The organism is Cognatishimia sp. WU-CL00825 (assembly GCF_040364665.1).
Classification (GTDB): domain Bacteria; phylum Pseudomonadota; class Alphaproteobacteria; order Rhodobacterales; family Rhodobacteraceae; genus Cognatishimia.
Map to the genome: position 1 here is coordinate 1,803,244 of NZ_BAABWX010000001.1, position 12,753 is coordinate 1,815,996.

Below are 12,753 nucleotides of genomic sequence, written 5' to 3' on the forward strand. Positions count from 1 at the left end.
GCGGCTGAATTTTCGATGAAGTTCTAATGATATGCTCTGCGAATGAGATCAAACACGGCAAGCACTCCGTTATTGTAGAAATTCGGATATGACAGCCGACTTATTGGCATCTAACTTTGGGCCTTGTCGAGAGACAGGCGACCGAACCCCATCCAATCGCAGAGGTGAGCGCATGAGAATGCGGCTGGTATTTGCGTTGCTGCCAACATCCGAAATCATGTTCAGTGCCTGAAATGCCTTAGACTCCAAGAGTTCAGGCCATTTCAAGACGCGCGCGCACCAAATTCCTTGGGCTGTCAAACGTTCTTCCCAAGCCTGAGCATCTCGTGTTTTAAGTTGTTTAGAAATGAGTTTACGAATTTCTAAACGATGCACAAATTCCGCCTGAGGGACTTGCGCATAAGACAATAGCTCCGTTGATTGCATCACATCAGCCAGCTCTTGGAGCGGCATCATGGCAAGGGCCAACTGCCCGTCAAATGTGTCATAAACCCCATAGGGTGCCGCTAAATAGCCATGTGCCGACCCTTCCGCTTCGCGCTGGGGCATTTTCCGGCCGTTATTTAAGTATGTGGTCAACAACTCAAACTGGGCGTCAGCAAGACATTCAAGTAGGCTGGTTTCTACCAGCGTCGATGCATTTTGAGAGTTTTGCTTATAAAGCCCAGCAAGCAATCCCTGAGCCAAAGTCGCACCCGTTAACAAGTCGGCCAAAGGCAAGCCAACAGGCACTGGCCCGGCATCGGCATTACCGCTGAGCCACATTATTCCTGACCTGGCTTGCGCGAGTAAATCTTGGCCTGGCAGATTGCTCCAAGGTCCTTGGCTTCCGTAACCAGACACAGAACCATAAACCACGGTCGGGTTTAGGGCTTTGACGTCCTTATGCCCCAAGCCCAATCTCTCTATCACGCCCGGTCTGAAGTTCTGGATTACAACGTTTGCCTTTGCAGCCAAGCGCCGCGCCGCCAGCTGACCGTCCGAGGTTTTCAAATCTAGCGCAATACTCTCTTTACCCCGGTTGATCGCATGAAACAGAGTAGAATCTCCATCTATCATGGTATCGGAAAGATAAAGGCTGCGACAAAGGTCACCTCCACTGGGGTTTTCCACTTTGATAACCCGTGCACCAAGATCCTGAAGACGCAAAGACGCATACGGGCCCGCCAAAAATTGGCTGAAGTCGACGACCAAAACGCCATCTAGAGGAAGGGTCAAAGCCTATGCCTCCTGCCCGACCGCGATTTCCCGGAAAACTTCTCGGGTATCGCAGCCCAGTTTTGGAGCCAAGGCCGATGCGGATGGCGCAACCCCATCGAGACGGATCGGACACTTAGTTGTCAGAGCCTCTGAACCCGTATCTGATTTTAGTGTCTGAACAAGATTGGCTGCTTTGAAACCCTCTGTTTTTACAAAATCCACCCAGTTCGAAACCGGAGCACACCAAATTCCCGCGGGTTCTAAAATATCCAGCCAATGTTTTGTTGGTTCTTTCAGAAAGACCTCTGATACCAACTTTTTAATCTCATTTAGATGACTGAAGGCCTGGTCCTGACCAAACTCGGATATCTCTGGTTTGTCCAAAAGATCCGCCACAACGCTAAGAGGTGTCATGGCAAAGGCCAAGAATCCGTCTGCCGTTTTGTATATCCCATAGGGCGCTGGTTGATAGGGGTTTGCATTGCCAACTTCGTGTCGTGTTGGCTGGTGGTTGTTATCATTAAGGAAACAAGTGAATTGCTCAAAGGTCAGATCGATCGCAGTTGTCAAAAGGTCTACTTCAACTAGCCCCCCCGTCCCGGTTGTTCCGCGGCGCAAAAGGCATGCCAAGATGCCTTGCACCAAGTTACCTGCTGTTGCCACGTCCAACATCGCAAACCCGGTTGGCACTGGGCCGTCTGTCGCGTTTCCATTCAACCATGCAATTCCAGACAGTGACTGCACCAAAAGGTCCTGCCCTGGCTTTTTCGCCCAAGGCCCTTCTGTTCCATAACCAGATACTGCGCCATAGACCAAACCTGGGTTCAGCTTTTTGACGGTCTCAAAACCCAACCCGATCCGTTCCATAACGCCGGGACGAAAATTGTGAATCAACACATCAGCGGTTTTAATCAACCGTTTGATGGTCTCTAGATCGCTTGGTTCTTTCAAATCCGCGACGACACTTTTCTTACCGCGATTAAAAGTATGGAAAACCAGACTGTCGCCCTCGAGTTTTTGGTCGTTGACAACCATAGAGCGACAAAGATCACCACCTCGGGGACGCTCGACCTTGATCACTTCAGCACCCAAGTCCGAAAGGCGCATCGCTGCCACGGGCCCCGCTAAAAATTGCGCAAAATCAAGAACGCGCAAGCCGGAAAGAGGGAGAGAAAGTGCGTCGTCAGACATGAAAATTTCCTTCGTTATTCAGTGAGGGTCGACTCAAAAGAACTTTCGCTGAGGCGAAAGCCAAGAGATTGAGAGAGTTCAATGGAAGAAGCACGCAGTGTCGCCAATGTTTCTTCGGCCGAAGCCGCATCACCCATTTGGCCAATGAAACCAGAAGTTATTGCACCTACAACACCTCGCGCATCAAACACAGGAACACATAGGTTGCGAACACCAAGGATCATCGTGCTTGGGGTGTCTTCAAAACCCAATTCTCGGATTCGTTTAAGCCGCTCCCGGATCTCTGGTCGATCATTACTTGGCATACGCGCAACATATCGTTTCTGAACTTCTTCGTCCGAAAAGGCCAAAATCACATGCCCTGAACTTGTTTGATCAACGGGAAACAGCGCCCCGGTGCGCACCGCATAGCCTGCAGGCAACGGGCTATGAACAGAACTAATGACCAAAATGTTAGAGCGGTTAAGAACCCCAAGGTGGCAGGACTGACTTGTTCGCGCAGCAATACGCTCCAAAATTGGCGTAGAAGCGTGGATCAGCCGTTCTGTTGGATCATGACGATGAGAGAGTTCAAACAGGCGCAGAGTTAAAGCATACCGCCCTGTCCCTATGTCCTGCTGAAGATAGTCTCTGTCACTTAGATACACCACGACTCGATAGATTTCGCCCATAGTACGCCCTAGCGCGTCAACGATTTCGTTCATCGTCAACCCATCTGGGGCTCCGGCCAGAAGTTCCAAAACATCAAGTGCTTTTTCAACCGCTGGGACCGAGGATTTCTCCTTTTTCGGTGATGTCTTTGTGTCGCTTCCTTGCTCTGCCATACTCAAAATCCCCTGTTCCAAGGCCTCCAACTTAGCAAGTTCATGCTTAGCAAAACAGAGTTACATCCAATCATTTTCTTAGCGCATTCCCTGTTTCATCATTAATGCGATTGCACTGTCTAAAGCAGGCTTGTTCGCTAGAGTCACCGCAGTTGAACGGCCATAAAAACTTGCCATCCAGCTAGAATTTTTTACTCAGCGCACCGCAAGGCACATGCTCCCGTCATAGCCCATCGGTCATTTCATTTTTTTGGACCAATTAAGCTCCCCACCCGCAAGCCTCCGATTCGGATTGAATTCGCATTTGGTATTAAATTGATAACAGTAATATTTCATATTTAAAAGTTAATTTTATACTTGAAATATCTATCAGCTCCATGTCAGTACTAGAAGCGCACAAAATAGCAGAGGAGCGAGTGATGAATTTGAAGGGCATGACATGGGACCACCCTCGAGGGTTTGATCCAGTTGTCGCTGCATCTCGCGCCTATTCTGCGACAACTGACGTTCATATCTCATGGGACAAGCGATCCCTTCAGGCCTTTGCAGATGCATCGATCCAGCAGCTCGCCGCAGAATATGACTTTATTATTCTGGATCACCCACACGTGGGTCAGATCTCAGAGCAAGGCGCTCTCCTGCCGCTTGAAAACAATATTAACCCCGAGGCTTCTATTGGCGGCTCTGCGGAAAGCTATGCATGGAATGGCCAAGTCTGGGCCTACGCTATTGATGCGGCATGTCAGATGGCGGCTCATCGCCCTGATATGAAAGCGCCAACACCCACTACATGGGAGGAATTTCTGAACGATGATGCATCAAAATTCCGCGCGCTGACCCCGCTTTTGCCAGTTGACGCTTTTGATATGTTCATGACCCTCGTAGCGGGACGCGGCGAAGAGAACATGCCGCAGAACCGCGAAAAATTTGTTACAGACAAAAACGGATTATATGCGCTGACCGTCCTGCGGGCGCTTTATGACCTTGGGCCGGATGAACAGGTCGACATGAATCCAATTGCGGTTCTTGAAACATTGAGCACCACCAACGAATTTGCCTGTTCACCTTGCCTCTTTGGCTATGTGAACTATGCGCGTCCCAATTTTCGCGAACATCAAATTGCCTATTTCGACTTACCGCTTTGTGCAGGCCACAATATGCCGCGCGGCATATTGGGTGGTGCTGGTATTGGCGTGTCTGCAAAGACAAAATTCCCAAAGGATGCGAAAGCCTTTGCAAAATGGATCACCAGCGCCCCCGTGCAATCTGGCCTTTATTTGCAAAACAATGGCCAGCCGGCCAACCGCCATACCTGGATTGGACAGCGCAAGGACATCGAATTTGCCGGTTTCTTCGACGGCGGGTTTCACACAATGGCAAACGCTTGGACCCGTCCACGCGATGTCTGGTTTCTAGGTTTTGTCGACGACGTCTGCGAAATCTTTCCCTCCTTTTTCCGCAAAGCAATCCCTGTCGAGACATTCCTCGCTCAGATCAACGCATTGTTTCAACAGCACGTAAAGAAGGACACATAAATGCCTGTTGCCGTCATCACCGGAGGAAACAAAGGATTGGGTCTCAGCCAATCACAGCGGTTTCTCGACGCAGGGTTCGACGTTTGTGTCGTTGCCCGCAGCCAAGGGGATTTTGCCGATCTCAAAGGTAGAGCGCATTTTATCGAATGCGATATCGCCTCAGATCGCACCGCGACATTTGTCGGTGACATCGTGAAGGATATGGGGCCGATTGCAGCACTTGTAAACAACGCCGGGGTCCACCTAAAGAAACCGATCTGGGACGTCGCTCCGAACGAATTGGACAAGGTTCTGGACATCAATGTGCGGGCTATGTTTGCCATTTGTGGCACATATATTCGCCTACACAAAGATCTGGGCGGTGCAATTGTGAACGTCGCTTCAATGGGTGGCATCATGGCCCTGCCCTCGGCTGCGGCTTATGTGACTGCAAAAACCGCCGTTGTTGGGCTCACGCGCTCTATTGCTGTGGACGCTGCACAGTTTGGCATTCGTTGCAATGCGGTTAGTCCGGGTTTCATCGACACCGATATGACCCGCGCCATTCTTGCCAAAGACCCCGCGCGACGCGCCAAAATCGAAGGGCGCATTCCAACTCATAAATTTGGTTTGCCCAAAGATGTTGCCGATGCAATCTTTTACCTCGCCTCGGACCAAGCCGCCTATGTGAATGGAGCAAATCTGCCGATCGATGGCGGTTATGCCGTTGGTTTTTAAGGAATAAATTTCATGTCACCATTTGAGACCAAACTCACAGCGGCCAAAACGATCAAAGTAAATGATCAAAACTTGACTAGCGAAATCCCCGAGGGTCACGCGCGTTTGCAACTCGCTGTTGGCTCTCTTTGCGGCACCGATCTGCACTACTATTCGCATTTTGCCAATGGCATGTTTGTTTTGCAAAATCCAGTCACATTGGGTCACGAAGCCTGCGCCTATGTTGTCGATTCAAATGGCACAAATTTGCAAAAAGGTCAGCTGGTCGCGCTCAACCCAATTATGAATTGCCAGACTTGCGACGCGTGCCAAAACGGCGAAGAAAACCTCTGCACGAATAAGAAATTCCCGGGGTCGGCCACTACCGTGCCACACCTAGACGGTTTTTTCCGAGAGACCATTGATCACCCAGCGCGTTGCTGCCGGCCAGTCAGCAATGACGTGGCCCCCAACCACTTAACTTTCGCCGAACCTTTGGCATGCGCCCTGCATTCTTTGAATAAGGGTGGTGTTGTTGCTGGACAAAAAGTGTTGGTTACAGGCTGTGGTCCGATGGGGCTTTTGGCAATCGCGGGTGCCGCGTCGCGCGGCGCGCATGTTACCGCGTGTGATTTGCGGCCCAAGGCCGTGGAACTTGCACAAAAAATTGGTGCCCAAAATGGTCTCATCGTCGGGCAATTTGATGATCAGGAAATAGAAGGCCGTTTTGACGTGGTCATCGAAGCCAGCGGTGCCATTCCTGCTTTCAATTCGGCGCTGAAGGCAGTGCGCCGGAAAGGCACTGTTTCGATCCTTAGTAACATTCAAATGGGGAAGGCAGAGGTTTTACTGAATCTCATCATGTTGAAGGAAATTAGGGTTGTCGGATCGTTTCAGTTTAACCGGGAATTTGAAGACGCAATTCAGCTCATTGAAACAAAGAAAATTGATTTTGATGCGCTGACAGCGGCAAGTTTTCCGTTGAACCAGACAGGTCAGGCTTTGGAATTAATGGCGTCTGGCGGCGCCATCGGAAAGATCATTCTGCTCGGCTAGCCGAGCAAACATTGGGGGGGGGAGGAATGCAAGAAACATTTGATCACATCGTGATTGGCGGCGGTTCAGCGGGCTGTGTCGCGGCATCACATCTAGTCGAATCCGGCAACAAGAATGTCTTATTGCTAGAGGCTGGTCATCATCACCGTCACCCGCTTTTGGACATGCCACCAGGCGTGTTCAAACTGCTGAAAAACGGCTCAAAATTCTTCAAAACCCATGAATCCGTTCCACAAGATCACCTCGGCGGTCGCAAGTCTGAGATCCCTCAGGGCAATGTCCTTGGGGGTGGCTCGTCAGTGAACGGTCAAGCTTATGTACGTGGGCGTCCCTCTGATTACGAAGAGTGGAATAAAATTCTGCGCGGCAATAACGACACTGTCAGTTGGGCTTGGAAAGATGTCCTGCCTCACTTTAAGACACTGGAAGGAAACCATAAATTTAATGATGATCTGCATGGGGTAGACGGTAAGCTAACGGTGTCCGATCCGGGTTATATTGATGATATGGCCAGGTGGTTTGTGCAGGCACTGCAAGCGCAAGGCGAACCTTTCAACCCCGACTTTAACGGCAAAGAACAGCGCGGCGTTGGTTACTTCCAGTTCACCTATAACCAAGGCCAGCGGGTCTCTGCGGCTTATGCTTTCATCGAACCTCTGATGCGCGCAAAAGACAAGCGTCTCACCCTGTGTCTGAACGCCTGTGTTCAGCGCATCATTATTGAAAATGGTCGTGCAGTAGGTGTTGCGTATAAAGACAAATCAGGAGCGCTTAAAATCGCGCGCACCAAGGGCGAAATAATCCTGTCGTCCGGTGCGTTGATCACACCCAAAATTCTGATGCTTTCGGGCATTGGGCCAGCCGATCACCTCAAAGAGCACGCCATCGATGTGGTTTCTGACCTACCCGGTGTGGGCCAAAACCTTCAAGATCATCCCGATGTGCCCATCGTCGCCCGCGCAAATGGACCCTATGGCTATTGGGGGCAGGATCGCGGTTGGAACATGATCCGCAACGGTATCGAATTTAAGCTTTTCAAGCGCGGCAAAATCACCACAACAGGGTTGGAAGCCGCAGTATTTTTGAACCCCAGAGATCCAGAGGCTCCGCCAACACACGAGGCGTATTGCATCCCGATAATGTATTTGGATGACGAGAAGCTCAAGGAAATCGGCGACGGGCATGGCGTATCAATCCAGATTGTCTTGTTGAAACCACACTCGCGCGGCGAAGTGAAACTGGCCTCTGCCAATCCCGACGATATGCCTTTGATTTCCCCAAACTTCCTAAAGGACCAGCGGGATCTAGAAGCCATGGTCACCGGCTTACGTTATTTCCGAGAAACACTGGCTACCAAGCCATTGTCGGCTCGGGTTCAGGAGATTGTTTCCCCTCAGCCCGAGGCGTTCACAGATGAGGGTCTGAAAGACCACTGCCGTGATTTTGTCAAAACCAATTACCATCCAGCGGGCACTGCAAAAATGGGTGCTGATGGTGACAAAATGGCCGTTCTGGATGCCCGGATGCGCGTGCGCGGTGTCCAAGGGTTGCGTGTTTGCGACATGTCAGCCGTTCCTGAAATCCCTGCCGGCAACACAAACGCACCCGCCATGATGCTCGGCCATCGCTGCGCAGAAATGGTGCTCGGAGACCTTTAATATGACCAATTTCCCCAAACTTTTCCGAGAATATAACATCGTCTTCGTGACGATTGCCCTTTGCCTGGTGTTCTTTTTGATAAGCCCCCGCTTTCTGAGCGTGGATAATATGTCTGCAATTTCGAGACAGATCGTGCCGATTGGCCTGATCGCGCTAGGTCAATTCTTCGTCGTGGTTTCTGGCAATATCGACCTTTCGATGGGCATGGGCTCCGTGCTTTTTGCGATTGTTCTAGGTGTTGTATTTGGCATCACCGGAGGCGTTGCCCTTGGGATCGTTGCCGTTATTGTTTTTTCATTGGCTTTAGGCTTTGTGAATGGGCTTTTGGTGGCCAAGCTAAAGCTGCCCTCGTTCATCGTGACTCTCGCCGGGCTTTTCATGGCGCAGGGCCTTTCAGGCCTGATCATCCCGCGCGGACAGCAGATCTTTTTGATGGGTGGCTTTTTTCGCTTCGTCGGAGCCGAAAAATACCTCGGACTATATGCAAGCTTCTTGTTCCTCCTTGCGCTCTTCGCTTTGGCCTATGTGGTCTATAACCACACTCGTTGGGGGGCCTATGTCATTGCGATAGGTAACAGCGAGGAAAACGCCAAACTTGCCGGCATCAACGTTGACCGCGTCAAGATTGGTATCTTCATGTTCTCTGCTCTTTGCAGTGGCTTTGCGGGTGTGATCCTGTCGTCCCGCATGGGTTTTGTGCAACCGGGCCTGGATGGCAATGGTCTGCTCTTGGACGGGATTGCAGCAATTATCATCGGCGGAACTCTTATCCTCGGAGGACGCGGCACGATCACCGGTGCCTTCTGGGGGCTCTTGTTCATCGGCGTCACCAACAATGCCCTGAATCTGCTGAATGTTACCGACGTGTGGCACCAGGTTTTTAAGGGCTCAATCATTCTAGCAGCACTCGGCGTCAATTGGCTGCTGTGGCAGTCCCGCCAAGCCGAAGCCCAATAGGCATCACCAACGAGGGGTGGGCCCACCACCTCCAACACATTTTAACAACTAGGAGGAAGAACCAATGAAAACATTGACCAAACTTACCGCAGGACTGGCTATGGCCGGGACCATGATGGGGACGACAGCGCTGGCCGATGATGGCACGCTAGATGTGGTCTTTATCAACGATGGCCACGTCGCGCCTTATCACGTTGCTTGGCTGACCGGTTTTGAAGACGCCATTGACGCATATGACAAGGCTTTTGGTGATCTGAAAGTTTCTGGTCGTTGGTTGTCCGCAGAAGGCTCGTTGGAAAAAATGATCCAGCAGACAGAAGTGACCATCAATGAAAAGCCTGACGTCATGTTTGTGAACGCGATCAATGTTGACGCCTTCGAACCGCTGGTCGCAAAGGCGCAGGCTGCTGGCATTACTTGGATTGCGGTGCACTCACCAATGGAGAGCGCTGACTACAGCTTCACCCTGGGCGACGTTGTGAACGGTCGTAATCAGGGCATGGCGATGTGTGCCCTGTCAGGTGGAGAAGTATACAAGGTTGGCATCATGCTAGGCCAGGCTGGTAACCCATCGGGCGAAGCACGTCGCCAGGGCATTCTCGAAGGTATCGCAACCTGCGACAACATCGAAATCGTCGCAGAACAGCCCGCAGATTGGGACACTGTTAAGGCCCAGTCCATCACCGAAAACTGGCTGACCCAATACCCAGATCTTGACGCCATTTCCGGCGTGACTGACGGATATATGTACCCTGCGATTGCTGTGTCTCAGAACAGTGGTCGCGATGATATCGACTTTTACGGCTATGACGGCGATATCCCGATCATTCAGCAAATGGACGATGGCAACGTCAAAGCCGACATCCTGCTATCTGGAACCAGAGAAGGCTGGAACTTTGTCCAAATGGCCTATCGTATTCACAAGGGCGAAGAACTTGAGAAGCTCTATGACTTCTTTACTCCGCTGGTCCTAAGCAAATCCAACTACGAAACAGCATTGGCGAACGGATTCCCGAACAACATTCAGGTTTATCACGTGGAAGATGCACTTGAAGTGGCCGCCAAAGGCTATCTCGAGTTTGGTCCTGACTCTGTGAAGTAAGAACTTTGCCTTGGCACCCCTTTGGGTGCCAAGGTCAACTCAAAGGATTTCTGAGATGGCAGACATTCCGGCAACACCCCGCCGCAGCTTTTCACTGGACGGCCTGACGCTGCGCTACGCAGTTTTGGCCGGTTTGATTATTATAGCGTCTATTGGCTTTAGTTTGGCCAATGATAATTTTTATTCTCTTACTAACATCGGCATTCTGCTGCGGTCTATCTCAGTGCTGTTTTTGGTGTCGATGGGCATGACCTTTGTTATGCTGACAGGCGGCATTGATTTGTCCGTTGGCTCTAACGTTGCCTTTTCCGGCGGCGTCGGCGTGGTGACTCTCGTGGCCACCAGCAGCCCTTGGCTTGGGTTTGTCGCAGCAATTATGGCAGGCATGGCAATTGGCTGGCTGAATGGGTTCTTCATCGGCAAGTTGCAACTCTCAGCCTTTATGGTCACGCTGGCAACTTTTGCCCTGGCCCGCGGCTTGGCGCTGGTGATCTACGATGCCAATTCGATCAACGTACACAACCCGGTCTTTTTGTGGCTTGGCGGCACCAGCTGGGGCAACCTGCCCGTGGTGATCCCCTTTGTAGCCCTGATGTTCGCAGCGCTGTCGATCCTGCTTTATAAAACCACATTTGGGCGCGACATTTACGCGGCGGGCTCGAATTTTAACACTGCATTCGTGTTGGGTCGTCGTCCTGGCAGGAAACTGATCTGGGTCTATGTATTGACCGGTTTCCTTGCTGGTCTCTCTGCAATCATCACAGTTGGCCGTGTTTCTTCTGGTCAACCCTGGACAGGTCTTTACCTAGAGTTTGACGCCATCACAGCGGTCATCCTTGGCGGCACGGCGTTGGCCGGCGGGCGAGGCAAACTCTTGGGCACGATCCTTGGTGTGCTGCTTTACGGCATCATCATCAATGGGCTCGTCCTTACCGGCACAAACCCATACCTGCAAAGCTTGATCAAAGGTGCCATTTTACTCGGCGTTGTCCTTCTGGACACCTATACCCAGAAAGGCAAAGCGTAATGCGCAACCAAATTGATATGAAGGGCATCGACAAGAGTTTCTTTGCGACCCGCGCCCTTAACAACGTGAATTTCTCGTGTGTCTCGGGCGAAGTGCACGCGCTGGTCGGTCTGAATGGCGCAGGCAAGTCGACTCTGATGAAAGTTCTAGGCGGAGTGATCGAACGCGATTCAGGCACCATCGAAGTGAATGGTGCTCCTGTCCAGATAAATGCCCCCACCGACGCCAACGCGCAGGGCATATCAATGATCCATCAGGAATATTCCCTGATCAACGAACTAACCGTCGCAGGAAATATCTTCCTTGGCCGTGAGTTGCGCAAAGCAGGCACGCCTTTCCTGAACAAGGTCGAAATGGCACGCCAAGTGACGGAACAACTTGACCGTTTTGGTCTCGACCTCGATCCCAACAGGCCTGTGCGGGACCTGAATTCTGGCGAAAAGCAGATCGTGGAAATCATCCGCGCGCTAATGTCTGACAGCTGGCTCATCGTGATGGATGAGCCCACCTCTGCCTTGTCAGAAGAAGACAAAGGACGGCTATTTGACTTCATCCGACGCATGAAAGCCGAGGGTATCTCGATCATCTATATCTCACACCATATGCCCGAAATCTTTGGTATCGCTGAACAAGTCACCGTTATGCGTGATGGGCAGATCGTGTTATCAGAACGCACCGCGGAAACCTCCGAAGACGCGGTCATTCGCACCATGACCGGCTCCGAACTTGAGAACTTTGTGAAGCCCCACAAAGATGTGTCGAGCGAGGTTTTGGTCAATGTGTCTGACCTCTGCAAAAAAGAGACTTATCAAGATATTTCCTTTGAAGTTCATCGCGGTGAAATTTTGGTGATGACCGGCCTACGCGGCTGTGGAGCCCCAGAAATGGCAAAAGCGATCTTTGGTTTAGATGCAGATTACACAGGTGCCATTACCTATCGAGACAAAACTCTCAAACCAGGTCGAGGCCCCGCGGTTGCTGTCGGTGAGGGCATGGGGCTAGTGACGGAAAACCGCGACAAAAACGGCATTCTGCCGCAGCTTTCCGTGCGTGACAATATCGCCCTGCCCTACCTTGAAAAATCGATAAAAACCGGCATTTTGGATGGGCGCGCCATCGAAAATGTTGTGACCAAAGCCATTGCCGACACTTCAACCAAAACCTCCAGCCCCAACCAAGAGATCCGATTTCTATCCGGCGGTAATAAACAGAAAATCTGTTTCTCTCGCTGGCTTGATCCCGATCTTGAATTCCTTATCCTACTTGAACCCACTCGCGGCATCGATGTGCACGCCAAGGCCGATATCTACCGGATCATCGAAGATCTCGCGGAACGCGGCGTGGGCATCCTGATCCTGTCATATGAAATTGATGAGGTCATCATGCTCGCGGATCGAGTGATCACCCTCTATCAAGGACAATGCGTATCAGAGTTCACCTATCCAAAATTTGATAAAGATCAGATGCTTGCAGATATCGCTGGCGTTGGTCAGGCTCATTAAAGGA

General features: G+C 51.2%; 11 protein-coding genes. 8 read left to right on the top strand and 3 right to left on the bottom strand.

What is annotated here, in order from left to right; translation table 11 throughout:
* Positions 1 to 69 precede the first annotated feature (69 nt).
* From ABXG94_RS08970 to ABXG94_RS08980, 3 genes are read right to left on the bottom strand one after another with little or no spacing between them, the layout of a single operon-like run.
* Positions 70 to 1,218 (bottom strand): CaiB/BaiF CoA transferase family protein, encoded by a 1,149-nt coding sequence (locus tag ABXG94_RS08970; RefSeq protein ID WP_353533624.1) that lies wholly within the window; start codon positions 1,216 to 1,218, stop codon positions 70 to 72.
* Positions 1,219 to 1,221: 3 nt separating this feature from the next.
* Entirely contained in the window at positions 1,222 to 2,391 is a 1,170-nt protein-coding gene (locus ABXG94_RS08975; protein ID WP_353533625.1) for a CaiB/BaiF CoA transferase family protein, read from the bottom strand.
* Positions 2,392 to 2,405: 14 nt separating this feature from the next.
* Entirely contained in the window at positions 2,406 to 3,215 is an 810-nt protein-coding gene (locus ABXG94_RS08980; protein WP_353533626.1) for an IclR family transcriptional regulator, read from the bottom strand.
* A 419-nt stretch (positions 3,216 to 3,634) separates the two neighbouring features.
* Here ABXG94_RS08980 and ABXG94_RS08985 point away from each other — a divergent pair, with 419 nt between their 5' ends.
* From ABXG94_RS08985 to ABXG94_RS09020, 8 genes are all read left to right on the top strand, one after another.
* A complete protein-coding gene (locus ABXG94_RS08985) occupies positions 3,635 to 4,750 on the top strand; it encodes an ABC transporter substrate-binding protein (RefSeq protein ID WP_353533628.1) in 1,116 nt (371 codons plus the stop codon).
* Positions 4,751 to 5,467 (top strand): SDR family NAD(P)-dependent oxidoreductase, encoded by a 717-nt coding sequence (locus ABXG94_RS08990; protein ID WP_353533630.1) that lies wholly within the window; start codon positions 4,751 to 4,753, stop codon positions 5,465 to 5,467.
* A 12-nt stretch (positions 5,468 to 5,479) separates the two neighbouring features.
* Positions 5,480 to 6,502: a zinc-binding dehydrogenase gene (locus ABXG94_RS08995; RefSeq protein WP_353533632.1), complete on the top strand. Its 1,023-nt coding sequence runs from the start codon at positions 5,480 to 5,482 to the stop codon at positions 6,500 to 6,502.
* Between the two features lie 26 nt (positions 6,503 to 6,528).
* Positions 6,529 to 8,160: a GMC family oxidoreductase gene (locus ABXG94_RS09000; protein WP_353533633.1), complete on the top strand. Its 1,632-nt coding sequence runs from the start codon at positions 6,529 to 6,531 to the stop codon at positions 8,158 to 8,160.
* A 1-nt stretch (position 8,161) separates the two neighbouring features.
* On the top strand, positions 8,162 to 9,118 hold the full coding sequence (locus ABXG94_RS09005; protein ID WP_353533634.1) for an ABC transporter permease: 957 nt from the start codon (positions 8,162 to 8,164) through the stop codon (positions 9,116 to 9,118).
* A gap of 64 nt (positions 9,119 to 9,182) precedes the next feature.
* Positions 9,183 to 10,220, top strand: a complete 1,038-nt coding sequence (locus ABXG94_RS09010) for a sugar ABC transporter substrate-binding protein (RefSeq protein WP_353533635.1) — start codon at positions 9,183 to 9,185, stop codon at positions 10,218 to 10,220.
* A 55-nt stretch (positions 10,221 to 10,275) separates the two neighbouring features.
* Positions 10,276 to 11,247, top strand: a complete 972-nt coding sequence (locus ABXG94_RS09015; RefSeq protein ID WP_353533637.1) for an ABC transporter permease — start codon at positions 10,276 to 10,278, stop codon at positions 11,245 to 11,247.
* Positions 11,247 to 12,749 (top strand): sugar ABC transporter ATP-binding protein, encoded by a 1,503-nt coding sequence (locus ABXG94_RS09020; protein ID WP_353533638.1) that lies wholly within the window; start codon positions 11,247 to 11,249, stop codon positions 12,747 to 12,749. Before ABXG94_RS09015 ends, ABXG94_RS09020 begins: the two co-directional genes overlap by 1 nt.
* Positions 12,750 to 12,753: the final 4 nt, after the last annotated feature.